Below are 23,783 nucleotides of genomic sequence, written 5' to 3'. Positions count from 1 at the left end.
CTCAGCCTCCTCGGCCTACGCGGTTGGAAGTCACCAGCAGCCATAGCAGGAACGGCGCGCCGAGGGCGCCCGTCACCACGCCCACGGGCAGTGAAACTCCGGGAACCAGATTGGCTCCCGCAAAATCTGCGGCCAGCACTATGACGGCGCCCACCAGGGCGGAAACTGTCAGTGAGTGCCGTCCGCCCAGCAGCCGCCGGGCAATGGGGCCGGAGAGAAAGGCGATAAAGGCCACCGGTCCCGCTGCGGCGGTGGCCACGGCAGCCAGCGCCACCCCCGAAACCAGCAACCCCAGTTTGGACGCCTCAACCCGCAGTCCCAGTCCCGCCGCTGTGTCTTCTCCCAGCTCCAACCCGCGCAGCCGGCGCGCAAGGACCGCTGTCACGGGCAGCAGCACCAGCAGGGACAGCGCCAGAACAGCGGCACGGTCCCAGTTGCTGGAGTTCAGCGAACCATTCAGCCAGACCAGCACCTGGGAGGCAGTGCGGATATCGGCCCGCGTCATCAGGAAGGTCACCAGTGCCTGCATCACGGCCGCAAAACCCACACCGATCAGAATCAGCCGGTAGCCGGCCGCACCGCCGCGCCGGGAGAGCAGGTAGATGGCCATCGCTACCACCAGGGCTCCGCACAAGGCGGCCAGGGAAACGGTGGTTCCGGCGGCGCCGAAGACCACGATGGCCACCACGGCGCTGGCGCTGGCTCCGTAGCTGATGCCAATAATGTCCGGGCTGGCCAGCGGATTGCGCAGCATGGTTTGGAAGATACTGCCCGAAATCCCGAAGGCCGCGCCCACAAGCAGTCCAATGACGGCGCGCGGCAGCTTGCTCTCCATCACGATGAACGTGGCGCCGGGGATCTGTTCTCCGCCGAGTATCCGGAAGAAGTCCGGGATGGTGACGGTGTAGGTGCCCAGCAGGATGCTGACGGCAAAGAGCACGACGACGGCGGCCGTCAGTACAGCGGCCACGGCACGCCCGCGTTTCAGGGACCGGCGGCGGGCAGCGCGGACGATAAGGGCTCCCGGTCCGGCTGCGGAACGGTCCAGCAGCGCGCTCACAGCTGTGCCTGCTTCCGGCGCCGGACCAGCCAGATAAAGACGGGAGCTCCGATGACGGCGGTCATGACGCCCACGGGTATTTCCCCCGGCGGGAGGGCAAGGCGCCCGATGATGTCGGCAGTGATCAGCAGCACCGGGGCCAGGATCAGGGAAAAGGGAAGGATCCACCGGTAGTCCGGCCCGGTGAAGGACCTGACCATGTGCGGGATGACCAGGCCGACAAACCCGATCGGTCCTACGGCGGCAGTGGCCGCACCGCACAGCAGCACCACGCCCAGAGCGGTGATGCCGCGGCTGAGGCCCACCCGCTGCCCGAGCCCCCGGGCCACGTCATCCCCGAGGGACAGTCCGTTCAGCGCCCGTCCGGCGCCCAGCGTGATGAGGGCCCCGGCGGCCAGGAAGGGAACAACGGCGCTGATGACGTCCCAGCCCCGCCCGGACAGGCTGCCGGCCTGCCAAAAGCGGAAGATGTCCAGCGTCTGCTGGCTGGAGACGAGGACTGCACTCATGAGCGAGCTGAGCCCCGCGGTCAGGGCAGCCCCGGCGAGTGCCAGTTTGACCGGGGTGGCGCCTTCCCGGCCAAGGCTTGCCACCGTGTATACAAGGACAGCGGCCAGCGCAGCGCCGGCCAGGGCAAACCAGATGTAGCCAAGGAAGGTGGAAACGCCGAATCCGTAGATGCCGAGCACAACAAAGAAAGCCGCTCCGGCGTTGACCCCCAGAATCCCGGGGTCCGCGAGCGGATTGCGCGCCACGCCCTGCATGGCGGCCCCGGCCAGTCCCAGCGCGCCTCCTGCCAGCAGGCCCAGGACGGTGCGGGGAATCCTGGACGCCACCACCGCATGGTCTCCGTTGGCCGGGTCATAGGCGGTCAGGGCTTCGAGTACGGTTCCGAAGGACAGTGCCCGCGCCCCGAAGGCCACGGACGCCAGGCAGGCCAGCGCCAGCACGCCGGCCGAGACGGCCAGCAGGGCCGTCCGGCGGCCGTTGCGGGGAACCGCAGCGCGGGACGGCACCTGCCCCTGGCTCCCGGCGGAGGGGAGGGTTTCGGGTGCCGGTGCGGAGGTGCTGGCGCTTATGCCCACCGCGGCACCTCCTTAAGACGGAATGATCTTAAGTAAGGCTAACCTACTGTCCCGGTCCTTAAGAAACATTTCCATGCCCTATTCCCGGGTGGAGATGTACTTAGTGCGCGCCGTGTCCCGGCGCCACCTCTTCACCGGGACGCACCGGCCCCGGAGGGGTTCCGTCTCCGAACGGCCGGCCGCCCAGCTCCTCCCGGTGATGCTCAGTGAGCCACCCGGACAGATCCGGCCCCTTGGGGACAATTCCCGTGGGATTAATGTCCTCATGGACGATGTAGTAGTGGGCCTTGATCTGCTCAAAGTCCACGGTGTCCCCAAAGCCGGGCGTCTGGAAGAGGTCCCGGGCGTAGCCCCAGAGGTTCGGCATCTCGCTGAGCTTGTTCCGGTTGCACTTGAAATGGCCGTGGTAGACCGCATCGAAACGGACCAGGGTGGTGAACAGGCGGACGTCGGCCTCGGTGATGGTGTCTCCGATGAGGTACCGCTGCCGGGAGAGCCGGTCCTCCAGCCAGTCCATGGCGGCCCACAGCCGGTCATAGGCGGCGTCATAGGCCTCCTGTGACCCGGCGAAGCCGCAGCGGTACACTCCGTTGTTGATCTCGGTGAAGACGCGCTTGTTAACGGCCCGCATTTCCTCCATGTGCTCTGCCGGCAACAGATCCGGAGCGCCTTCTCGGTGGAAGTCCTTCCACTCAGTGGAGAAATCTTCGGTGATCTGCGGAAAGTTGTTGGTTACCACGGCGCCGCTGGGAATGTCGACGACGGCGGGAACGGTGATGCCGCGGCTGTAGCCCGGTGTGCGGCGGAAGAATGCCTCCTGCAGGCGTTCGATCCCCAGCACCGGATCTTTGCCGTCCGGGTCCAGGTCGAAGGTCCAGCTGCGGGCGTCGTGGGTGGGGCCGGGGGTGCCCAGCGAAATGGCATCCTCCAGGCCCAGCAGGCGCCGAACAATGATGGTCCGGTTGGCCCAGGGGCACGCGCGTGCTGCGATCAGCCGGTACCTGCCGGCTTCCACCGGGTAACCGTCCCGGCCGTCGCGCGTGATCCGCGTTTCGATGTAGTTGGTGTCCCGGGTGTACTCCGTACCGCCGGTGACATAAGCACCGCGCGTGCTGAAACCGGAGCCGCCGTCCTGGTCTGTTGCTGTGTTCTCAGCCATGGAAGTCCTCATTCGGGTACGTGTGCCTGTTTTCGTACCCAACATTAGCCGCTGGAACCTGCCGCGCCTGCCCCCTGCTCTGCGGCCCGCCTCACCGGTAGAGTCGAGGTACAAAGCCTGCATATCCAGGATCACCACAGCGGAGGAAATGAGCCACATGCGAGTAGCTGTTATCGGAGCAACCGGAAACGTCGGCACAGCCCTGCTCCGCCGCCTGGCCCAGGCCCGCAGCGAACGTCCGGACGGTCTGGAAATTGTGGGCATCGCCCGGCGGATCCCGGACGGCGGCACCCCGCCCTACGACGGCGTCCAGTGGCACAGCATCGACATCGCCACGAGTGAGGGCAGGGAAAAGCTGACAGAGGCACTCAAGGGCGTCGACGCCGTCGTTCATCTTGCCTGGGCCATCCAGCCCAACCGTGACGAGGCGGAGCTGCACCGCATCAACGTGCACGGCACCGAGAATGTCCTGGCCGCTGCGGCGGCCGCCGGAGTACGCCAGTTTGTCTGTGCTTCTTCCGTGGGTGCCTACTCCCCCGCGCCCAAGGACCGCCTCACCGACGAGTCCTGGCCCGCGCGGGGCATCGCCAGCTCCCACTACAGCCGGCACAAGGGCGAGCAGGAAGCGCTGCTGGACACGTTTGTCCGCGAGTATCCCGAAATCCCGGTGGCCCGGCTGCGTCCCGGACTGATTTTCTCCTCTGACGCCGGCACCGAAATCGGCAATTACTTCCTGGGCCCGCTGGTGCCGAAGTTCATCCTGAACAAGCTGCGGCTGCCGCTCATCCCGCTCCCCAAAGAGTTCTCGTTCCAGATTGTCCATGCCGATGACATGGCCGATGCCTACTGGCGCGTAGTGGACCAGCGTGCCGAGGGCGCCTTCAACATTGCCGCCGATCCGGTGATCACTCCCGAGCTTCTCGCCGGAGTGCTCGGTGCCCGCCGGCTGCTGAACATTCCGCTGAAACTGGTCCGCGCCGTCGTCGGCCTGACGTGGGCCGCGCACCTGCAGCGCACCGATCCGGGCTGGATTGACATGGCTGCCGGTGCGCCGCTGATGGACACCTCACGTGCGCGGGAAGTACTGGGCTGGAACCCGCGGCGCACCTCGGTGGAGGCACTGCGGTTCGTGCTGGACGGAATGACGAAGGGCGACGGCGTCAAAGGCTCGCCGCTGCTTGCCCCCAGGCGCTGACCGCTTCCACGGTGTCTTCCTCCACCAGCTGCGCGTTCAGCGCGACGGCAAGCCGGTAGGCGTCACCGGCCACCGGCACCACCTGGCCGGAGGGATCGGTGACGTTGCCTACGGCCCAGATCCGGTCTGCGCCGGTCCGGCCGATCTCATCGGTTTTCACGCAGCCGTCCGCGTCCAGGGTGCATCCGGGAATCTTGGCCAGCAGGGGATCCACCGTGGCAGCCGGTTCACAGAACAGGGCCCGGCAGGGCACCGCCCGGCCGTCCGCGAGGACCACTGCATCCAGGACATCGTCGCGGATGAGCAGCCGCTGCGCCGTCCCATTAACCACGTCAACTCCCATGGCTTGCAGGGAACGGGCATCATCGCCGGACAGTTCGAGCCCGTCATGGACGATCAGTGTCACTTCGGCGGAGAAACTCCGGACCAGGATGGACTGCTGGACGGACGGCTGCCCCGTTCCCAGGACGGCCAGCGCCTGGTCCTTCACTTCCCAGCCGTGGCAGTAGGGACAGTGCAGGAGATCCCGGCCCCACCGTTCGCCGGCTCCGGCAATGTCCGGCACGGTGTCGCTCAGCCCCGTAGCCAGCACACCACATGCCGTCCCTGCAGCGTCCGGCCGCAGGCAAGCTCGACTGTCCTGTCTCTGTCCACCCGGACAACCCGCCCGGGCACCTGTTCAACGTCATAGCGCTTCAGGTCCGACCGGCACGCCCGGAGAAGCTCCCCGGGCGCTATGCCGTCCCGGGACGGGAAACCGTGGACCTGTTCGGCCGGAGCGTTCCGGGGCCGGCCCGCATCGACAACGGCTACCCGGCGGCGGGCCCGCCCCAGCACGGTGGCAGCGGTTAACCCGGCCATCCCGCCGCCGATAATGACCACATCAAAGATGTCCGCTGAGTGTTCCGCGGACGCAGGGAAAGATCGGCTCATAAAACTTTTCTACCGCACTTTTCAATAATCGTCAGCACACTTAGTTTTACTCCATGACCTCGACGCCGCAGAGAGGTTCCGATTCAAAACTCAAGCAGGGCATCACCGGGCCCATGCTGTATCTCTTCATCCTCGGCGATGTCCCGGGGCCGGCATCTATGCGCTGGTGGGCGAAGTGTCCGGAGAAGTGGGCGGAGCCATTTGGGTGCCCCTGGCTACGGCTTTGCTGCTGGCCCTGCTCACGGCATCCTATTACGCCGAACTGGTCACGAAGTACCCCAAGGCCGGCGGGGCGGCATTATTCGCGGAACGTGCCTTCAAACGTCCGGCCCTGTCCTTCATGGTGGGGTTCTGCATGCTCGCGGCCGGCGTCACCAGCGCGGCAGGCCTCGCCCTTGCCTTTACCGGCGACTACCTTTCGGTCTTCCTGGACGTCCCGCCGGTGCCGGCAGCCGTCGTCTTCCTGCTGCTCGTTGCCCTCCTCAACGCGCGGGGCATTTCTGAATCGGTCCGGACCAACGTGGTCATGACCGTCATCGAACTTTCCGGCCTGATCCTCGTCATTGTGCTGGTGGCGGTGATGGTGGGCCGGGGCGACGGCTATACCGAACAGATCACCCGGTTCCCTGCCGACTCAACCCGGCAACGGCGGTACTGGCAGCCTCACTGCTCGCCTACTACTCCTTTGTGGGCTTTGAGGTTTCGGCCAATGTTGCCGAAGAGGTCCGGGACGTCAGCCGGGTGTATCCGCGGGCGCTGTTCGGGGCGATGCTCACCGCCGGAGTGGTGTATCTTCTGATCGGGATTGCCGCATCCAGCGCCCTCCCCACGGAGAAGCTTGCCAATTCCAGCGGCCCGCTGCCCGCTGTCATCAGCGCCACGGGCTTCGGCCTTCCAGACTGGATTTTCAGCCTGATTGCGCTCGTGGCTGTGGCCAATGGAGCCCTTCTGACCATGATTATGTCCAGCCGGCTGACCTACGGCATGGCAGAGCAGGGACTGCTCCCCGCAGTCTTCGGCAAAGTCCTCCCCCGGCGGAAAACACCATGGGTGGCGATTGCGGCGACCACCGCCGTCGCCATGGCGCCGACCATGACCGGAGGCCTTGCATCCCTGGCCGAAACAGTGGTCCTGCTGCTGCTCCTGGTCTTCCTCAGCACGAATCTTTCAGTGATCGTGCTGAGGAAGGACTCCGTGGACCACCCGCATTTCCGCACCCCGCTGGTACTGCCCTACCTTGCCATCGCCTCCTGCATCCTGCTGCTCACCCAGCAGTCGGGATGGGTATCGCTGCGGGCCGGAATCCTGCTGGCAATCGGCGGGGTGCTGTATCTCGTGCGCCGGGCAGTTAAGGGCACGGCGGGGAGGGACTCACTTGAGGTCGTCGTCGTAATCCTTGCCGGCGTGCTGCTGGCGGAGCTTGCGGCCCTCCTCGATGTCTTCTTCCATCTGCGCCTCGCGCTTCTCCGTCTGGCGGGTGTCGCGCGGGGGCAGCTGGACTGACTCTTCAGCCTGGATGCCGGCCTGCAGTTCACGTCCGCGTTCCACTTCGGCATCGAACTCCGCCCCAAACAGCAGCGAGACGTTTGCCAGCCACAGCCACAGCAGAAGGACGATCACACCACCGATGGCACCGTAGGTTGCGTTGTAGTTGCCGAAGTTTGCCACGTAGAAACTGAAGCCCAGGGTGACGATCCCCAGCACGATCAGCGCGATGAAAGCACCCATGCTCATCCAGCGGAACTTGGGCTGCTTCACGTTGGGCGTGGCGTAGTACAGGATGGCAACCAGCAGCACGGCGAAGATCAGCATCACCGGCCATTTGGCGATGTTCCAAATCATGACAGCCTCGGTGCCGAGGCCAACATAGTCGCCCAGAGTTTCAGCAATCGGGCCGCTGAGGACCAGCATCATCAGCAGTGCGGCAACCAGCAGGACGAGCACCAGGGTGATCAGGAGCTGGGCCGGCAGCAGCTTCCAGGCCGGCCGGCCCTCATCCACTTCATAGATCCGGTTCATGGACCGCCCAAAGGCTTTGACATAGCCGGAGGCGGACCAGAGGGCGCCGAGAATACCGACGATCAGGGCGAATCCTGCACTGCTCGACGACGTCAGCTGGGTGATGGGACCTTCCAGGACTTCCACGGCGCTGCCCGGAGCGAACTCCCCAAGGAGCTCCAGCATGGTTTTGGTGGTGCTTTCCGCCTGCCCCACCAACCCAAGGATCGACACCAGCGCCAGCAGCGCCGGGAAAAGAGCCAGGACCGTGTAGTACGTCAGCGCCGCCGCGAGGTCCGTGCACTGATCCTTGCTGAACTCGCGGATGGTCTTGCGGACAATGTACTTCCAGTTTGGTTTCGTGACCTCGGCCGGGGTCTCCGGCTTGCTCGCGTGGTCCGGGCTGGGAGCCGTTTGCGCCTTGCCCCCTGTGTCCTGCTGCGCCATAACGGCCTCCTGGATACGCTGAATGACAGATTGGTTTGTAAGCGAGCTTACTACCAAGTGGCGGGGACGGCCGCGAAAGACAGCGGGCCGGGGATGTCAGAACTGTTTGTAATAGTCCGTCAGCAGCGTCTCCTCGGCGGGACTCAGGGCGCCGTCGGGATCAACCTCGGGCGAATCATCCACAGCCTGCCGGGTGTAGTTGACGTAAATGTCATCTTCATCCCGGCGGGCACCCGCCAGGGGAACAAAGTGCTGCCGGGTTTCGAAAAGTCCCAGGGCTACGGTGATCCATTCCGGCGCACCGGTGGCCCGGTCCAGGTGCACCTGACCCACGAGCCCCAGCCGCTCACCGTCTTTGGCCCAGACATTGGATCCCTGAAGTTCGTGGAGGACAAACTCATCTGCCATAACCGTTCCTCTTCTCATGTCCCGCCGGTTGTGTCCCGCCGGAGCGCGGGTTATCCCAGCAGGCCAGATAAGCGCCCGGACTGTCAACGGATGCCGGCGGAAAGATCAGCGGCTGCGGCCTCCCTGATCTCCGGGCGAGCTTTCCCCGCGCTCCTCATAGACCTCCTGCCCCGGCCCGGCAAAGGAATGCCGGCGGTCAACGGCCTCAAGTGAACCGGTAAAGAACTGCGAGGTGCTGGTATCCGCGGGGTCCCCGCCGGAGAGCGGACGTGTGTGCGGCTGCCCGTCCAGCTGCCCGTCCAGCTGCCCGTCCAGCTGCACACCCGCACGGGCGGACTTGACTTCCTCAAAGCGCCGCCGGGGCAGGGCACCCGGATGCCGCTCCTGCAGATAAATGACCATCGCTTCACGCACGAGGCAGCGCAGGTCAAACAGGGCTCCGCTGTCCGCGGCGCTGACCAGGATGCGCACACGCACCAGTCCTTTGACTGCGTCGGTGATCTGCAGAACGCCGGTGCGGCCGTCCCAGAGATCGGTTCCGGCCAGGGTTTCCTTCAGATGGCTGCGCAGGTCCCCCACCGGGGCACGCCAGTCCAGGTCCAGTTCCACCGTGCCCAGGATGGCGGACTGCTTCCGCGTCCAGTTCTCGAACGGCGTGGTGGTGAAGTAGGTGGAGGGCAGGATCAGGCGGCGGTCATCCCAGAGGTGCACCACAACGTACGTCATGGTGATTTCTTCGATGGTTCCCCACTGGGTTTCCACCACCACCACGTCATCCACCCGGATGGCGTCCGTGAAGGCGAGCTGCATGCCGGCAAACACATTGGTCAGCGTGCTCTGTACCGCCAGACCGGCCACGATGGAGATCAAACCGGCCGAGGCCAGGATACCGGCGCCGAGTGCCCGCACCTCGGGAATGGTCAGCAGGACGCAGGCCACGGCAACGGTGATGACGGCTGCCACGCCCAGGCGCCGGCCCAGTATTACCTGCGTCTTCAGGCGCCGCATCCGGCGGTTGTCCTTGGTATCGGTCTTGTACTTGCTCAGGAGCATTGCTTCGATGATGAGCAGGGTGACCACGGCAAGCCAGGCCAGCGAGGCAATGAGGGCGAGGGTCAGGATGTAATTGACCGGAGGGAACCACGGTTCGCCCGACACGGTGGCACCCAGGGCAATGCGGGTGCCGATGAGGGACAGCACCACCCTCAGGGGATTGCGTCCCAACGCCGTCACTTCCCGGATCCTGGGCACGCGCCGGAAAATCTTGGCGGTGGATTCGCGCACTATCCGCGCCAGCAGCAGGGCTGCGGCCAACGCGATCAGAACGGCAAAAACAGGTTTGAGACTGGAGGCTACAGAGAGGACATCTTGCATACCTTCGATCGTGTCAGCTCCCCCGGGGGTGCTGTCCAATCGAAGAAAAGGGCATCCCGGCCGTGCCGGGATGCCCTTTTTCCGCCGTAGTTACTTGGCGGCGTCGGCTGCAGCAGCCGCCTCCGCAATCATCGGCACTACATTATCCAGGGCGTAGGGGACGCTCAGGACATTGATGGCCGAAACAGAGAAAACGCGCTCAGCATTGGCATCGGCAACCAGGGCACCGTTCTTGACCGCCGGAATCTGGCCCAGCAGCGGGTCGTCCTCGAGGGCCGCTGCAGCCTCGTCGTCAGCCACCCAGGTCACAAAGATGTCGGAGTCCAGCCGGTTGGCGTCCTCATCGGCCCACGGGAAGTAGAAGGCATCCGCCGGAGCATTCTCATCCACAACCGGCGCCTGAACCATTCCCAGCTCGGTCAGGAACTTGGGGCGGTTGTCCAGGGAGGTGTAGACGGAGGAGGCACCCTTGGCGAGGTTGCCGTAAATGAAGGTCTTGCCCTCCAGTTCCGGATACTTGGCGGCGGTGTCCTTGATGGACTGCTCCGTCTCGGCCACCAGCTCCCCGGCCCTTTCGCTCAGTCCCAGGGCTTCACCGGTCATCTCAGCGGTTTCCTGCCATGAGGTGCCCCAGGGAGCATCCGGGTATGCGACGACGGGAGCGATCTTGGAGAGCTTGTCGTAGTCTTCCTGGGTCAGGCCGGAATAGGCGGCAAGAATGACGTCCGGATCCGAGGCAGCCACCTCTTCAAAGTCGATGCCGTCGGTATCCGAGTACAGGGCCGGAGCATTCTCGGATCCGATGGGAGCATCCAGTTCTTCCAGCGCCTCATCGATCCAGGGCGTGGTTCCCTGGTCATTGCCGCCGTAAGTGATGGCGGGCATGACCACAGGCACAACACCAAGGGCCAGAGCTGTTTCTGCATTCGACCACGCAACGGCCGCCACCCGCTCAGGAGCGGACTCTATGGTCGTTTCACCGTAGATATGTTCGATGGTAACCGGGAAGGAATCGTTTGCCGCTGCAGCGGAGCTGGCGCCGCTGCCCGCTTCGCCGGTGGCACCGGTTGAGCAGGCGGAAAGGGACAAAGCAGCGACGGCGGCAACAGCCGCAGCACGGCGCATCCGGGACAGGGCCATGGGGGCTCCTTGACTAAGGGTTGGACTCTTGAGCAAAACCAATGTCCGGTAAATCCGGACAGAAGTAAGGCTAACCTATCCTCGGATTAAATACGCAACGTCTGTCTTGCGTATTACATTGTCCGGGTCACTGTTCCTGGTCCGGAGCCTCTTCCGGGTAAAGGTAGACGCCGTCGTCGCGCGCTTCCACGCGATGCGTCCTGGCGTTCACCATCGCGGGCAGGCACAGGGCCCGGCCGGTGCGCAGACAGAACCGCGCCGAATGGACCGGGCACTCCACCTCCGTGTCCTCGATCCACCCTTCCGACAGTGACGCCTCCTCATGGGTGCAGGTGTCATCCAGGGCGTAGTAGTCTCCGTTGTCACTGCGGAACACCGCAATGTCGTCCGGGGTGCCGGCCACCTCCGCCTCGACTTTCAGTGCGGTTCCTTCATCAATTTCATCAGCGGCAGCTATACGTATGCCTTCGGCCATCATTGCCCTCCTCCGGCGCGGGACGCACAGGGTGTTCTTGTCACCCACCACGTTACCCGGCGCCCCGGTCCGCCGTGCGGAACGGCGGCGGGGGCTGCAGGGAGGCCGGCGCCCCGGTGCGCTTGACCTCCATTTCGCGAATGAGTCCGATAAGTTCACGGCGGAGTTCCGGCCGGATGGCTGCAGTGAATCCGGCCTGCTCAATATCATCGGCACGCCCCAGCATCTTTAATCCGTGCTCGGAGATGCTCACTGCCCGGCGTGAACCGTTGGTTGCGGGCGTAAATTCGCCCACGAGCCCCTGGCGGGACATCGTCACCAGTGACGTACCCAGCGTCTGCGCCGTAACCCGCAGCCTCCGTGCCAGCTCCGCCCGCTTCATCGGACCCTCGGCCTCCAGCACCCGAAGCACCGTGACCCGCTCCTGTGTCAGGCCAACACTCCTCAACCGGTTATCGATCTCGCGGCGCACCAGCCGGGCCGCCGTGGACAGCAGTCGGACAGCTTCCCAGTCCCCCTCGTTCTGCATTTGCCTGCTTTCCTGTCAATATCTCCAGTTGGCATCAAACAATCAGCGTGCTTACTATTCCAACGCGACAGAGGGGGGGTTTGTCAACAACGGGGGCCGGCGGATGGTCCGGCGGCACCAAAGTCAGATCCCTGCGGAAAGGGCGCCGCTTCACCCTTTCTGCCCGCTGTTGCCGCGCGTAGGCTGTGGCGCACAGCCAACGGAGGTTGCCTGGAGCAGCCCGGAGCGAGGGGAAGTGCCATGAGCACCAAGGACCTGCAGGACGCGCGCACCACCGCCAGCGAGGGTGTTCGGGAAGTCAAGGAACGCGTGGTTACCGCCCAGGATGCCCGTGCGCTGGCTGAAGAGTCCCGCATCTCCGAGGACCGGCGGCCCGGTTTCGCCAAAGGGCTCTACATGGGCAGTTATAACTTGGACCTGATTCGCCCCCAGCCGGCGGATCCCGAGGAAGCCGTCCGCGAGCGCGATTTCCTGGACCGGCTGGAAGCCTTCTGCCGCACGCTGGACGGGCAGGTCATTGAAACCACCGGCGTCATCCCCGATGAGTATCTGAGGGGACTGACGGATCTGGGGGTCTTCGGCATGAAGATTCCGCGCCGATACTCCGGACTGGGATTGTCCCTGCTCGCCTACGGCCGGGCACTGATGCTGCTCGGCTCCGTGCATCCCAGCCTCGGTGCACTGGTCTCCGCCCACCTGTCCATCGGCGTACCCGAGCCGGTCAAGGTGTTCGGCACCGACGAACAGAAGGAAAAGTACCTCCCCCGCTGTGCCGCAGGAGCCATCTCGGCGTTCCTGCTGACCGAACCCGATGTCGGGTCCGACCCGGCACGGATGCGTGCCACCGCGGTGCTTTCCGGGGACGGAACCGAATATGTCCTGGACGGCGTAAAGCTCTGGACCACCAACGGCGTAATTGCCGAGCTGGTGGTGGTCATGGCCGCAGTGCCGCCCCACGGCACAGAGAAGGGCGGCATCAGTGCCTTCGTCGTGGAAATGGACACCCCCGGCATCACCGTTGAAAACCGCAACAACTTCATGGGCCTGCGCGGCATTGAAAACGGGGTGACCCGGCTGCGCGGCGTTCGGGTTCCGGCCGCCAACCGGCTGGGCAGGGAAGGCCAGGGATTGAAGATTGCCCTCACCACCCTGAACACCGGACGCCTGTCCATCCCCGCCCTCTGCGCCGGCGCCGGCAAGTGGTCCACCAAGATCGCCCGCGAATGGACGGGCACCCGGGAGCAGTGGGGCCGGCCCATTGGCCGGCACGAGGCCGTGGCGAAGAAAGTGGCGTTCATCGCCGCCACCGCCTTCGCCCTGGAAAGTGTCTTCGAGCTGTCCGCCTCCCTGGCGGACGCCGGCACCAAGGACATCCGCATCGAAGCCGCACTGGCCAAACTATGGGCATCGGAAATGGCCTACCGGATTGGAGATGAACTGGTCCAGGTCCGCGGCGGGCGCGGGTTTGAAACAGCAGCATCGCTCGCCGCACGCGGTGAACGGGCCGTAGCGGCCGAACAGCAGCTGCGGGATCTGAGAATCAACCGTGTCTTCGAGGGCAGCACGGAGATCATGCATCTGCTGATCGCCCGCGATGCGGTGGACGCCCACCTCAAGGCCGCCGGCGATTTGGCGGTGGCGGATGCCCCCTGGGGCAACAAGGCCAGGGCCGCCGTGAAGGCCAGCGGATTCTACGGGCGCTGGCTCCCCACACTCGCCGCAGGGAAAGGGTCCGTTCCTAAGGCGTATGCCGAATTCGGCCCCCTGGCGGGCTATCTGCGCTACGCGGACCGGGCTTCACGCCGGCTGGCCCGCTCCACGTTTTACGGGATGGCACGGTGGCAGGCCCGGCTGGAACACCACCAGGTGTTCCTGGGCCGCATTGTGGATATCGGCGCAGAGCTTTTCGCCATGTCGGCAGTGTGCATGCGGGCGGAAACCCTCCGCCGCCGGAATCCGGAAGAGGGAGCCCAGGCATACCAGCTGGCAGAGGCGTTCTGCGCGCAGTCACGCGTACGGACCGAAACCCTCTTTGATGATCTGTGGCGCAACTCGGACGCAGAGGACCGCCGGCTCGCCAGGAGTGTGCTCGAGGGACGCTACACCTGGCTGGAGGAAGGGGTGCTGGACCAGTCCGAGGGCACCGGGCCGTGGATCTCTGAATCCGCGAACGGGCCGGAGGCCGGCGAGGACCTGCACCGACGGTACCGCTGACCACCCCCGGCCGCCCCTGCCCGTCAGCCGCCCATGGCGGCGCGGGCAATCACCACATACCGGGCGGCCAGCTCTTCCGGGGACAGTTCACCGGCTGACCGGTACCACTGGGCGACGCCGGTGCACATGGTGATCACGGCACGTGCGGATTCCGCAGGAAAGGGCGTGACGAAAGCACCGGCGGCTACGCCGTCGTTCACCACCTCCATCAGCAGCCGCTGCTGACGGTCACGGGACGCAATGTGTGCTGCACGGGCATCGTCATGGAGGCTGCGGATTTCCGAGGCCGCAATGAACGCGAGCTCACTGCGGTGGGCGTGAAAAAGCACCAGGCATTCGATGAGCAGCTGGAAACGCTCCTCCACTCCGGGGCCCGCCTCCGTAAGGGCGGCTTCGCTGCGCCGGAACAGATCAGCCATCGCGCGCTGAGCTATGCCTTCCAGGAGCGCGTGCTTCGAGGAATAGTGGTGATAGATCCCGGGGACAGAGAGTCCGGCACGGCCGGCCACTTCCCGGATGGTGGTGCCGTGGTAACCCTGCTCCACGAAACAGGCCAGGGCAGCCGACAGCACAGGCGGCAGCTCCTCTCCGGAGTAATTTCGCCACTGCGTATCGTCGGCGGCCGCCTGCAGTGCTTCCCCGCCGATGCTTCCGCTGACCATCGCGCTCACGCCCCTTCAATCGCCCGTCAGTGACCCTTGACACATTTTTCCCTCTGCACCAGACTAAGCGTACCCGTGCGCCATACCGATCGGTTGCTCGGTCCCAGTGCTTTTTGGTTCGGCTCTCGCCGGTCCCCGTTTCATCCTGAGGAGTTCCATGCCAGAGAACAGCGTTCCCGCCCGCAGGCTGGACGGAAAAACAGCCATTATTACCGGTGCCAGCCGGGGAATCGGGCTGGCTGTGGCCCAGCGGCTGGTGGCAGAAGGTGCCCGCGTCTGCATCACCGCCCGCAAGCCCGAACCTCTGGCGGAAGCCGCGGCAGCATTCCCCGCAGGCTCCGTCCTTGCCATTGCGGGCAAATCGGACGATGCCAACCACAGGGACGAAGTGCTGGACGCGGTGGCGGCAGAATTCGGCCGGCTGGACATCCTGGTGAACAACGCCGGCATCAACCCGGTCTATGGTCCGCTGATGGACCTTGACCCCGAAGCCGCCCGCAAGATCATCGACGTCAACCTGTTCGGCACCCTCGGCTGGGTGCAGGCTGCCTACCGCCACGAAAAACTCGATTTTGCCGGCCGGGGCGGTTCCGTGATCAACCTGTCCTCGGTCAGCGCCCAAACACCCTCTCCCGGCATCAGCTTCTACGGGATCAGCAAGGCTGCCATTGAGCAGCTCACGCGTTCCCTGGCCGTGGAGCTTGGCCCGGCCATCCGGGTCAACGCCCTGGCTCCCGCCGTCGTCAAGACACAGTTTGCCCGGGCACTCTATGAAGGACGCGAGGAGCAGGTGGCCGCCGCCTATCCGCTGGGACGGCTGGGCACACCTGAGGACGTGGCGGCAGCCGCCGCCTTCCTGGCCTCGGATGACGCGGCCTGGATCACCGGCCAAATCCTGAACCTCGACGGCGGCCTCCTGGCTGCCGGCGGCAACGCATGAGCCACGCAAAGGACACCGAATGAATACCCTCCCCCCGGACATAGAAGACCTGCGGCTGCGCACCCGGGACTTCATCCGCTCCGTTGTCATCCCGTCCGAGCCTTCCCCCGGCGAACGGCTGCAGGAATCCGAGCGGGACCGGCTGCAGGCCGCGGCCAGGAGCGCCGGAGTGTTCGCTCCCCATGTTCCGCGGGAATACGGCGGGCAGGGTGTTCCCCTGCAGTTCTGGTCCCCCGTCTTCCAGGAGGCGGGTTATTCACTGATCGGCCCCACGGTGCTCAACTGCCAGGCACCGGATGAGGGCAACATGCACATGCTTGAACTCATCGGCACCCCGGCACAGAAAGAGCAGTATCTGCGTCCGCTCGTCTCCGGTGCTGCACGTTCCTGCTTCGGGATGACCGAGCCGCATCCGGGTGCCGGATCGGATCCGGCCGCACTGCGGACCTCTGCGGCAAAGGTGGACGGCGGGTGGGTGATCAACGGCCACAAACGTTTTATCAGCGGTGCCAACAATGCATCCTTCTGCATCGCCATGGTGCGCACGCCGGAGATCGCTGCTGCAGCCGACGGCGGCTCCTCCTCCGCCCCCGCCGGCGCCACCATGCTGCTGGTGGACATGGATACTCCCGGCGTGCGGATCGGCGAACAAATCTCCACCATGGACCGAGCCATCGGCGGCGGGCATCCGCACCTGCACTTCGAGGACGTTTTTGTTCCGGACAGCGCTGTGCTGGGCGCCGCGGGACAGGGATTCCGCTATGCCCAGGTCCGCCTCGGTCCGGCCCGCCTGACGCACTGCATGCGCTGGCTGGGACTGGCCCGGCGGGCCATGGACATTGCCCTGGACCGGACCAACACACGGGAGATTTTCGGCTCCGGCATGCATGAGCTCGGGATTGCTCAGGACATGCTGGCCCTGAACGTGATGGATCTGGAAACATCCGACGCGATCATCACCAAGACGGCCGCCCTCCTGGAAGAGAATGCCAAAGCGGGCTCCGCGCTGAGCTCTGTCGCCAAGGCGCACACCTCCGAGGCGGTGTACCGGGTGATCGACCGCTCGCTGCAGCTGTGCGGGGGCGACGGCGTTTCCGACCGGCTGCCGCTGGCGTCCTACCTCAACGAGGTTCGGGCATTCCGCATCTATGACGGATCCAACGAAACCCATAAATGGGCCATTGCCCGCCGGGCCTCCGCCGCCCGGCGGCGTGAGGTGGAAGCCGGTGCCCCGTTCCAGGCTTCAGTGGACACTGCCGCCTCCTTTAGTTCCGCGGAAGGCTAGAAGATGTCGATCGGCACACTTTCCATGCAGTCGGTGCCTGACGGCAGCGAGGTGGTGGCAACCTCCGCCGAAGCCGCCGAGCTCGCCTCCCCGCCGCTGCTGATCCTGGACGCAGTCACCGCTTTCCTGGACGCCCGCAACCTCGGATCCGGGCCGTTGTCCTGGGCCCAAATCGGCGACGGGCAGTCCAACATCACCTACCGGCTGGAGCGCGGCGGTGAGGTGTTCGTGCTCCGCCGCGGCCCGCGGCCTCCCCTGCCCCGGTCAACACATGACATGGTCCGTGAAGCCCGGATCCAGCAGCTGCTGCAGGACCGCGGCATCCCGGTCCCCAAGATCCTTGCCGTCTGTGAAGACGAGTCGGTTCTGGGCGTGCCGTTTTACGTGATGACCTTCCTGACGGGGATGGTCATCACCAACGTGATTCCGGAAGCCCTGAGCTCACCCGAGCAGCGGCTGGCGACCAGCAACGCCGTCGTCGACACCCTGGTCCAGCTGCACGCTGTGGATGCGGCGGCCGGTGATCTGGCGTCCTTCGGACGTGCCGACGGATACCTGCGCCGCCAGGTGGAACGCTTTTCCGCACTGTGGGAGATCAACACCACCCGTTCGCTGCCCGACGTCGCCCGGCTGGGAACCTGGCTGGCTGACAATCTGCCGTCAAGCCAGCAGGCTTCCGTGCTGCACGGGGATTACCGGCCCGGCAACCTGATGTTCCATCCCGGCGCACCGGCGCGGGTCACTGCCGTCCTGGACTGGGAAATGGCGGCGGTGGGCGATCCCCTCGCTGACCTCGGCTACCTCACTGCAACCTACGCCGAGCCTGACAGCCCGCCCAGCCCGCTGGAGCTGACCGCAGTCACCCGCAATCCGGGCTACCTGACGCGGGCACAGCTGATCTCCCGCTACCAGGATCAAACCAGCCTGTCCCTGGATGCCCTCCCCTGGTACCAGACGCTGGCGCTGTGGAAAGCCTCCATCTTCTGCGAAGCGATCTACACCAGGTGGCTCAAGGGAGAGCGCCCCAACGACAGGCTGTTTGCGCCGTCGCTCGACGCCGGCGTTCCGCAGCTTCTCGCCCAGGCCCGGGTATTTGCGGGCCTGTCCCCTGCCCCGCGGTAGGAGCGTGCCGGCTACGGCACGATGACGGCGCGGCCCAGGACCTGGTTTTTCCTGAGTTTTTCGTAGGCCTTGGGCGCTTCCTCAAGGGAGAACACCTCGGTATGCACATTGATGCCGCTGGACCGCGCCAGATCAAAGACTTCAATGAGCTCCGGCCGGGTGCCCCAATACGGCGACCGGATGGATGACTCCATAGCCCCTGCCATGAGGCCCACCGGCAGCACGCCTGCACCAACGCCCACCAGCACCTGGTCCCCCTGCGCCCGGATCATGGCCTGGCCCAAATCCATGGTGGCCTGGTTGGCCACAAAATCGAACACCACGTTGGCGCCCTCACCGTGGGTCAGGTCCCGCACCAGCGCCACCGTTCCCTGCTCGGACGGGAAGGTGTAGTGGGCGCCCACATCCGAGGCGAGATTCAGCTTGTCCTCGCTGATATCCAGGGCAACCACTGTGGCCGGGGTCATCGCGCGCAGCAGCTGTACCGCCACGTGCCCCAGTCCGCCCACGCCAATCACCACGCAGGTGGCGCCGGCATGAAGTTTGCCCAATGACCCTTTAATCGCGTGATACGGCGTTAGCCCCGCATCCGTCAGCGAAACGTTCTTCACCGGATCAAGGTCGCCAAGCGGAACCAGATGCCGCGGACTGTCCACGATCATGTATTCCGCCATGGCTCCGGGTGCCCCCAGCCCCGGCGGGGTGATGCCGTACGCGGCCGCGTTGGTGCAGTAATTCTCGCTGCCTTTGGAACACTCGTAGCACTGCCCGCAACCCCAGGGTCCGTAGACCGCCACCGATGTTCCGAGTTCCAGGTGCTCCACGCCGTCGCCCAGCTTGTCCACTATGCCGGCGCCTTCATGGCCCAGGGTCTGCGGACGCCCATAGACGTACTGGTCATCGGGCAGGCTCATGATGAACTCATCTGAATGGCAGACGCCCGCGGCGGTCACCTTGATCCGGACCTGGCCGGGACCGGGCTCGGGAGTATCGATTTCCACGACTTCAGGCGGCGAGCCGATGGTGCGGTATTGGAGGGCCTTCACGTCTTTCTCCTTGTCCCCGCACGCAGGCAGATGGCTGCCGGTGCGGAACGATGAGTGGATGTGTCCCCCATAGTGACATCCCTCCCTCCGCCAAAACACCCCCTCTCCGGATAACGTGCACGCGCCGGACCTTCCGTTTGCCGGTCAGCCGAAGAGGGCCGCGGCGCGGGAGAGCGTCTGGAAGACGCCGTAGGCCAGCGGGACGCCCACGAGCAGCCAGCTCACGGCGATGCGGATACCTGTCTTGCTCATTTGTGCTCCTCTTCCAGTTCGGTTTTCTCAGCCGGCTCTTGGTGTTTGGCTGGTTCCTGGTGTTTGGCTGATCCCTGGTGCTTGTCCGGTTCGTGGTGCTTGGCATCGACCGCACGCACCATCAGGTTAGCGATGAAGCCGATCACCAGCAGGGCCACCATGGTGAGCAGCGCCGGCTGGTACGCCTCCGCGTTCAGCTCTCCCGGTGTTCCCTGCGCGTCAAGGAAGGAGTTCACGATCAGCGGGCCGGCGATGCCTGCAGCGGACCATGCCGTCAGCAGCCGTCCGTGGATGGCACCCACCTGGAAGGTGCCGAAAAGGTCCCGAAGGTAGGCCGGAACCGTGGCAAAACCGCCGCCGTAGAAGGACAGAATCACAAAAGCCAAGAGCACGTACAGGATGGTTGATGTGCCCCCGAACAGGGCGAGCATCAGGTAGAGGACGGCTCCAACTCCGAGGTAGACCATGTAGATCCGCTTTCGCCCGATCACATCCGACGTGGCGGACCAGACAAAGCGCCCGCCCATGTTGCCGATGGACAGCAGGCCCACAAAACCTCCGGCAACGGCCGCGCTCACCAGGGAAACGCCGTCGGGCTGGCGGAAGAAATCCTGAATCATGGGCGCGGCCTGTTCCAGGATGCCGATTCCGGCGGTGACGTTGCAGAACAGGACAATCCACACCAGCCAGAACTGCCGGGTCTTGATCGCGTTGGCTGCGGACACATGGTTTGTGGTGACCAATGCTTTGGACGCCACTGTTTTTGGATCGAATCCTTCCGGTGCCCAGCCGTCCGCCGGCACCCGGATGGTCAATGCCCCGTAGAGCATATATACGAGATAGATCGCGGCTAGGGTCAGGAAAAGCTTCCCGACGGCGTCGCCGGCATTCGCTCCGGGGGTCCCGAACTCGGGATCGTAGAAGGTCAGCAGTGCAGAGGAGAGCGGGCTGGCGATCAGCGCGCCGCCGCCAAACCCCATGATGGCCATCCCCGTGGCCAGCCCGGGACGGTCGGGGAACCATTTGATCAGAGTGGAGACCGGAGAAATGTAGCCGATTCCCAGCCCGATGCCGCCGATGACCCCGTACCCGATGTAGAGCAGCCACAGCTGATTCGTGAAGATGCCGAGCGCACCCACCAGAAAGCCTCCGGTCCAGAAGACGGCGGAGACGAACATTGCCTTGCGCGGCCCGTTCCGGTCAACCCAGGTCCCCATGACCGCGGCGGACAGACCGAGCATCACAATCGCCACCGAGAAGATGATGCCGATCTGGGTCAGGCTGGCGTCGAAGTGCTCCACCAGCGCGTTCTTGTAGACGCTCGTGGCATACACCTGGCCGATGCACAGGTGAACGGCCAGGGCTGCGGGCGGAATCAGCCAGCGGTTGAATCCCGGCGGGGCAATGGTGTTTTCACGGTCGAGCCAGCTCATCCATAACTCCCTTGTAAGGCTTAGGCACCTGCATCACTGTGTGCCAGCCAGCATTCCCCATGGCCGCCCGCAGGAACGCCGTGACACGCCGCAACCGGTTATCCGGGGGGCGGGAAATCTGCAACCTACCGGCCGGTAAGTTTTTTCCCCGGATTCCTTGCTTTGTTACCGCTCAGTAAGTTAGATGTAACAGACATCACACTTGTGTCGGGGGAATTCGTCATCAGAGCAGAGGCGCTTTCTGTCCGGCACGCCTGAATTCGAGGGCCCACCGGCGCACTCCCGGCTGACTGTCCGCTTATCGGACCCCCTTATGACCACAAAGGAATTTCAATGACGAGTTCTCTTTCCGGCCGGAACCGTTCCCGGCCGCATGCCCTTCTCACGGCACTTCTGGCTTTGTTCCTCATCCTCCTGCTGGCTTTCTTTGTACTGTTCACCAGCAGGGTTGCCGCGGGGGCAACCCAGCTCAGTGAAGGCGCGGTTCGCGCATCAACCGGTGCCGGCGACCTGAAAGAGGGAGCAGCCAGGGCCCGGGAAGGTGCCGCCAAGGTTGCCGCGGGCAGTGAGAAGGTCGATGCCGGCGCCAACACCCTGGCCGACGGCATTGCCGGTGCCAAGACCGGTGCCACATCGCTGAAGGATGGTGCCGTTGCCCTGGATGAGGGAGCCGTGAAGCTCCAGACCGGCGCGGTGTCTGCGGCCGAGGGAGCGCTGAAGATCGCCGCCGGCGCGGGAACGGCAAATGCAGGTGCAGGCCAGCTCGCCAACGGCGGCATCCAGCTTCGTGACGGGGCGGTCCGTGCCTCCGACGGGGCCCTGCAGCTCGCTGCCGGCTCTGGGGACCTGAACAAGGGTGCGTTGAGTGCCGCTGAAGGCGCAGGTGCGCTCAACGCCGGTGCCGTAAAGCTGAACGACGGCGGACTCGCACTGCGCAACGGAGCAGGACAAATTGTGGGCGGAGCCAAGGCGCTGAACGACGGCGGCAACAAGCTCCGTGACGGCGCCACGGCAGCCAAGGCCGGAGCGGGACAAGTGGCCGCGGGAGCCGGGGACCTCAATAAGGGGGCCCTCGCCGCCAAAGACGGCGCCGACACACTGAAGGTAGGTGCCGGAAACGCCAAAGACGGAGCCGACAAGATTTCCGGCGGCGCCGGGGCCCTCGCCGAGGGCGCACAGTCAGCCAAGGATGGGGCCACGGAGCTGGCTGCGGGCGCCGACAAGCTCAACGCGGGCGTTTCGAAGCTGGCCCAGGGGGCAGGCGGCCTCCGGGTGGGCGCAGAATCTCTGTATGAAGGAACCGGAGCTGCAGTAGCCGGCACCGAGGCGCTGCTGGCCGGCGCCAACCGGGTGAACGCGGGCGCTGCGGCTCTCAGCAACGGGGTCAACACGGCTGCAACCGGGTCAGCCGACCTGGCGGCGGGCGCGCGGAACCTCTCCAACGGCATCAATGCCCTCGTCAACGGCGGACCCCTGCTGCGTGACGGGGCTGCAGAACTCGCAGCCGGGATCCCCCTGGTCAACGGCGGTGCAGCCGTCCTGACAACCAGTGCAGATACCGTGGCCGGCGGTGCGGCAAACGCATCAGCTGCCGCAGCAAACATGGTGGCCCAGCTGCAGCAGCTGCAGCTGGATGCGCGGTCCCTGGGCGGGACACAGCTGGATGACCGCCTGGCGGCGATCACGGCGCAGGCGCAGGGCACCCAGGCCGGTGTGGACGGCATCGCCGCCGGTGCCACCAACTTCAGCAACGCGTACAACTCCCAGCTCAAGGACGGACTGGAACGGGTTCGTTCGGGCGCAGCGGATGCAGGCGCAGGAGCAGCCGCCCTCGCCGGCGGAGTCCCCGCCGTCCGCGACGGCGGACTGCAGGTTGCCGCGGGTGCGGAAACGCTCAACAACGGCATCCTCACCATCAAGGCCGGATTCGACGGCCGGGGCACCGCCGAGGAACCGGGACTGCGCAACGGTGCCAAGGGCGTGGCCGACGGCGCCGCAGCGCTTGCCGCGGGTTCCCCGCAGCTGCAGGGCGGGGCAAAGCAACTGGCAGACGGCGCAGGCGCCCTTGAGGCCGGCCTCGCTGAGGCGGCGGCCGGAACCGGAGCATTGAAGGCCGGATCCGCCGCGTTGGCGGAAGGCAACGGGAAGCTCGCCGCCGGCGCAACGGATCTGTCCACCGGAGCCTCAGATCTCTCCACCGGGCTTGCCGCACTGCGCGGCGGAGCAGGCAGCCTCGCCGCCGGCAACGGAACCCTGGCTGACGGCGCGGGCAGGCTGAACGCCGGCGCCGCCGCTCTGGCAACGGGCACAAAGGCCCTGGAGACGGGTGCCGCCCAGCTGGCTACCGGCGCGGGCGTCCTCACTACCGGTGCTGAAACGCTTTACGCCGGAACCGGAGAACTCTCCACGGGCCTGGCCACGCTCCGGGCAGGTGCCGGATCCCTGGCATCAGGCACCGGCGCCATTGCAGAGGGTGCCGGCAAGCTCAACGCGGGTGCCTCGGAGCTTGCCGCCAAGACACCGGAACTGGTGACAGGTGCAGACAAGCTCGCAGCCGGTGCGCAGACCCTCTCCACCGGTTTGACCACTCTTGAGACCGGCGCGGTGACGCTTTCGGAAGGCAACGACAAGCTGGCTACCGGGGCAACCAGCCTGGCCGAAGGCACCGGCAAACTGGTATCCGGCAGCGGATCGCTTGCTGACGGCACCGTCAAGCTGGACGAGGGCGGGAAGACGCTCACCGCTGGAACGGGCGAGCTCAGGGACGGCGCTGCCGAGCTGGCCGAAGGCAACAGCAAGCTGGCCGAGGGCAGCACAACCCTCGCTGACGGCAATGGAGAAATTTCCGACGGCGCCGACACCATGCGGGCCAGCACCACGGCCATGACCCCCGGTGAAATTGCCTCCTCCCCGATGGTTTTGGCCGTGCTCATCCCACTGCTCCTGCTCCTGATTCCCGCGGCCATGCTGTTTGCCGGCCGCTCACGCCGGTCTCAGCACTAGGCACAGGCACAACCCGCCGAAAG

20 protein-coding genes and 1 pseudogene are annotated in these 23,783 nt (G+C 65.4%); 7 read left to right on the top strand and 14 right to left on the bottom strand.

Going from position 1 to position 23,783, the window contains the following annotated elements:
* Position 1: 1 nt before the first annotated feature.
* From QMA10_RS04010 to QMA10_RS04000, 3 genes are all read right to left on the bottom strand, one after another.
* Entirely contained in the window at positions 2 to 988 is a 987-nt protein-coding gene (locus tag QMA10_RS04010) for an iron chelate uptake ABC transporter family permease subunit (RefSeq protein ID WP_290166471.1), read from the bottom strand.
* 68 nt (positions 989 to 1,056) lie between these two features.
* Positions 1,057 to 2,145, bottom strand: coding sequence for an iron chelate uptake ABC transporter family permease subunit (locus QMA10_RS04005; protein WP_290166355.1), 1,089 nt, complete (start codon positions 2,143 to 2,145; stop codon positions 1,057 to 1,059).
* Between the two features lie 100 nt (positions 2,146 to 2,245).
* Positions 2,246 to 3,304, bottom strand: a complete 1,059-nt coding sequence (locus QMA10_RS04000; RefSeq protein ID WP_290166353.1) for a glutathione S-transferase C-terminal domain-containing protein — start codon at positions 3,302 to 3,304, stop codon at positions 2,246 to 2,248.
* A gap of 157 nt (positions 3,305 to 3,461) precedes the next feature.
* On the opposite strand from QMA10_RS04000, the gene QMA10_RS03995 reads away from it, so the two are divergent.
* The gene (locus QMA10_RS03995) at positions 3,462 to 4,499 is read left to right on the top strand and encodes an NAD-dependent epimerase/dehydratase family protein (RefSeq protein ID WP_290166352.1); all 1,038 of its coding nucleotides are present in this window, start codon (positions 3,462 to 3,464) and stop codon (positions 4,497 to 4,499) included.
* On the opposite strand, the gene QMA10_RS03990 is transcribed toward QMA10_RS03995, so the two are convergent.
* Both QMA10_RS03990 and QMA10_RS03985 read right to left on the bottom strand, forming a co-directional pair.
* Positions 4,465 to 5,091 carry an NAD(P)/FAD-dependent oxidoreductase gene (locus QMA10_RS03990; protein ID WP_290166351.1) on the bottom strand — a complete coding sequence of 209 codons (627 nt, stop codon included), beginning with the start codon at positions 5,089 to 5,091 and terminating at the stop codon, positions 4,465 to 4,467. The two genes, QMA10_RS03995 and QMA10_RS03990, sit on opposite strands and share 35 nt — an antisense overlap.
* Complete coding sequence (locus tag QMA10_RS03985; RefSeq protein WP_290166350.1) at positions 5,073 to 5,432, bottom strand: FAD-dependent oxidoreductase; 360 nt, start codon at positions 5,430 to 5,432, stop codon at positions 5,073 to 5,075. The genes QMA10_RS03990 and QMA10_RS03985 overlap by 19 nt, the downstream gene beginning before the upstream one ends.
* Before the next feature lie 53 nt (positions 5,433 to 5,485).
* Between QMA10_RS03985 and QMA10_RS03980 the strand changes: the two are divergent.
* A pseudogene (locus QMA10_RS03980) lies at positions 5,486 to 6,776 on the top strand (APC family permease); the annotation flags it as partial.
* Positions 6,777 to 6,803: 27 nt separating this feature from the next.
* On the opposite strand, the gene QMA10_RS03975 reads toward QMA10_RS03980, so the two are convergent.
* The 6 genes from QMA10_RS03975 to QMA10_RS03950 all read right to left on the bottom strand — a co-directional run bounded on the left by QMA10_RS03975 (position 6,804) and on the right by QMA10_RS03950 (position 11,803).
* Entirely contained in the window at positions 6,804 to 7,877 is a 1,074-nt protein-coding gene (locus QMA10_RS03975) for a YhjD/YihY/BrkB family envelope integrity protein (protein ID WP_290166349.1), read from the bottom strand.
* A gap of 96 nt (positions 7,878 to 7,973) precedes the next feature.
* Positions 7,974 to 8,285 carry a PRC-barrel domain-containing protein gene (locus QMA10_RS03970; protein ID WP_290166348.1) on the bottom strand — a complete coding sequence of 104 codons (312 nt, stop codon included), beginning with the start codon at positions 8,283 to 8,285 and terminating at the stop codon, positions 7,974 to 7,976.
* Positions 8,286 to 8,390: 105 nt separating this feature from the next.
* Positions 8,391 to 9,659, bottom strand: a complete 1,269-nt coding sequence (locus QMA10_RS03965) for a mechanosensitive ion channel domain-containing protein (protein ID WP_290166347.1) — start codon at positions 9,657 to 9,659, stop codon at positions 8,391 to 8,393.
* Between the two features lie 90 nt (positions 9,660 to 9,749).
* Positions 9,750 to 10,799 (bottom strand): ABC transporter substrate-binding protein, encoded by a 1,050-nt coding sequence (locus QMA10_RS03960; protein ID WP_290166346.1) that lies wholly within the window; start codon positions 10,797 to 10,799, stop codon positions 9,750 to 9,752.
* 127 nt (positions 10,800 to 10,926) lie between these two features.
* Positions 10,927 to 11,274, bottom strand: coding sequence for a bifunctional 3-phenylpropionate/cinnamic acid dioxygenase ferredoxin subunit (locus QMA10_RS03955; protein WP_290166345.1), 348 nt, complete (start codon positions 11,272 to 11,274; stop codon positions 10,927 to 10,929).
* Positions 11,275 to 11,326: 52 nt separating this feature from the next.
* The gene (locus QMA10_RS03950) at positions 11,327 to 11,803 is read right to left on the bottom strand and encodes a MarR family winged helix-turn-helix transcriptional regulator (RefSeq protein WP_290166344.1); all 477 of its coding nucleotides are present in this window, start codon (positions 11,801 to 11,803) and stop codon (positions 11,327 to 11,329) included.
* 240 nt (positions 11,804 to 12,043) lie between these two features.
* Between QMA10_RS03950 and QMA10_RS03945 the strand changes: the two genes are divergently transcribed.
* Positions 12,044 to 14,017 carry an acyl-CoA dehydrogenase family protein gene (locus tag QMA10_RS03945; RefSeq protein WP_290166343.1) on the top strand — a complete coding sequence of 658 codons (1,974 nt, stop codon included), beginning with the start codon at positions 12,044 to 12,046 and terminating at the stop codon, positions 14,015 to 14,017.
* A gap of 23 nt (positions 14,018 to 14,040) precedes the next feature.
* Here QMA10_RS03945 and QMA10_RS03940 read toward each other — a convergent pair whose 3' ends face one another.
* Positions 14,041 to 14,679 (bottom strand): TetR/AcrR family transcriptional regulator, encoded by a 639-nt coding sequence (locus tag QMA10_RS03940; protein ID WP_290166470.1) that lies wholly within the window; start codon positions 14,677 to 14,679, stop codon positions 14,041 to 14,043.
* Between the two features lie 157 nt (positions 14,680 to 14,836).
* Between QMA10_RS03940 and QMA10_RS03935 the strand changes: the two genes are divergently transcribed.
* The 3 genes from QMA10_RS03935 to QMA10_RS03925 are packed head-to-tail and all read left to right on the top strand — an operon-like array spanning position 14,837 to position 18,026.
* Positions 14,837 to 15,619 (top strand): SDR family oxidoreductase, encoded by a 783-nt coding sequence (locus QMA10_RS03935; RefSeq protein WP_290166342.1) that lies wholly within the window; start codon positions 14,837 to 14,839, stop codon positions 15,617 to 15,619.
* A 19-nt stretch (positions 15,620 to 15,638) separates the two neighbouring features.
* Positions 15,639 to 16,904, top strand: a complete 1,266-nt coding sequence (locus QMA10_RS03930) for an acyl-CoA dehydrogenase family protein (protein ID WP_290166341.1) — start codon at positions 15,639 to 15,641, stop codon at positions 16,902 to 16,904.
* Positions 16,905 to 16,907: 3 nt separating this feature from the next.
* Entirely contained in the window at positions 16,908 to 18,026 is a 1,119-nt protein-coding gene (locus QMA10_RS03925) for a phosphotransferase family protein (protein WP_290166340.1), read from the top strand.
* Positions 18,027 to 18,037: 11 nt separating this feature from the next.
* Here the strand turns inward: QMA10_RS03925 and QMA10_RS03920 are convergent, their stop codons facing one another.
* Complete coding sequence (locus tag QMA10_RS03920; protein ID WP_290166339.1) at positions 18,038 to 19,072, bottom strand: NAD(P)-dependent alcohol dehydrogenase; 1,035 nt, start codon at positions 19,070 to 19,072, stop codon at positions 18,038 to 18,040.
* Positions 19,073 to 19,320: 248 nt separating this feature from the next.
* Positions 19,321 to 20,757 carry an OFA family MFS transporter gene (locus tag QMA10_RS03915; protein WP_290166337.1) on the bottom strand — a complete coding sequence of 479 codons (1,437 nt, stop codon included), beginning with the start codon at positions 20,755 to 20,757 and terminating at the stop codon, positions 19,321 to 19,323.
* A gap of 333 nt (positions 20,758 to 21,090) precedes the next feature.
* Between QMA10_RS03915 and QMA10_RS03910 the strand changes: the two genes are divergently transcribed.
* A complete protein-coding gene (locus QMA10_RS03910) occupies positions 21,091 to 23,760 on the top strand; it encodes a hypothetical protein (protein WP_290166336.1) in 2,670 nt (889 codons plus the stop codon).
* The last annotated feature ends 23 nt before the right edge of the window (positions 23,761 to 23,783 follow it).

Source organism: Arthrobacter sp. APC 3897, from assembly GCF_030407495.1.
Lineage (GTDB): Bacteria > Actinomycetota > Actinomycetes > Actinomycetales > Micrococcaceae > Arthrobacter_B.
The sequence above is the reverse complement of the archived record's forward strand: the minus strand, read 5'-3'. Positions and strand labels throughout refer to the sequence as shown.

Excerpts from the sequence above, each read along its gene's own strand:
- QMA10_RS04000 (WP_290166353.1), bottom strand. The coding sequence starts at position 3,304 with ATGGCTGAGAACACAGCAACAGACCAGGACGGCGGCTCCGGTTTCAGC.
- QMA10_RS03995 (WP_290166352.1), top strand. The coding sequence starts at position 3,462 with ATGCGAGTAGCTGTTATCGGAGCAACCGGAAACGTCGGCACAGCCCTG.
- QMA10_RS03985 (WP_290166350.1), bottom strand. The coding sequence starts at position 5,432 with ATGAGCCGATCTTTCCCTGCGTCCGCGGAACACTCAGCGGACATCTTT.
- QMA10_RS03975 (WP_290166349.1), bottom strand. The coding sequence starts at position 7,877 with ATGGCGCAGCAGGACACAGGGGGCAAGGCGCAAACGGCTCCCAGCCCG.
- QMA10_RS03970 (WP_290166348.1), bottom strand. The coding sequence starts at position 8,285 with ATGGCAGATGAGTTTGTCCTCCACGAACTTCAGGGATCCAATGTCTGG.
- QMA10_RS03965 (WP_290166347.1), bottom strand. The coding sequence starts at position 9,659 with ATGCAAGATGTCCTCTCTGTAGCCTCCAGTCTCAAACCTGTTTTTGCC.
- QMA10_RS03960 (WP_290166346.1), bottom strand. The coding sequence starts at position 10,799 with ATGGCCCTGTCCCGGATGCGCCGTGCTGCGGCTGTTGCCGCCGTCGCT.
- QMA10_RS03955 (WP_290166345.1), bottom strand. The coding sequence starts at position 11,274 with ATGGCCGAAGGCATACGTATAGCTGCCGCTGATGAAATTGATGAAGGA.
- QMA10_RS03950 (WP_290166344.1), bottom strand. The coding sequence starts at position 11,803 with ATGCAGAACGAGGGGGACTGGGAAGCTGTCCGACTGCTGTCCACGGCG.
- QMA10_RS03945 (WP_290166343.1), top strand. The coding sequence starts at position 12,044 with ATGAGCACCAAGGACCTGCAGGACGCGCGCACCACCGCCAGCGAGGGT.
- QMA10_RS03940 (WP_290166470.1), bottom strand. The coding sequence starts at position 14,679 with ATGGTCAGCGGAAGCATCGGCGGGGAAGCACTGCAGGCGGCCGCCGAC.
- QMA10_RS03935 (WP_290166342.1), top strand. The coding sequence starts at position 14,837 with ATGCCAGAGAACAGCGTTCCCGCCCGCAGGCTGGACGGAAAAACAGCC.
- QMA10_RS03930 (WP_290166341.1), top strand. The coding sequence starts at position 15,639 with ATGAATACCCTCCCCCCGGACATAGAAGACCTGCGGCTGCGCACCCGG.
- QMA10_RS03925 (WP_290166340.1), top strand. The coding sequence starts at position 16,908 with ATGTCGATCGGCACACTTTCCATGCAGTCGGTGCCTGACGGCAGCGAG.
- QMA10_RS03915 (WP_290166337.1), bottom strand. The coding sequence starts at position 20,757 with ATGAGCTGGCTCGACCGTGAAAACACCATTGCCCCGCCGGGATTCAAC.
- QMA10_RS03910 (WP_290166336.1), top strand. The coding sequence starts at position 21,091 with ATGACGAGTTCTCTTTCCGGCCGGAACCGTTCCCGGCCGCATGCCCTT.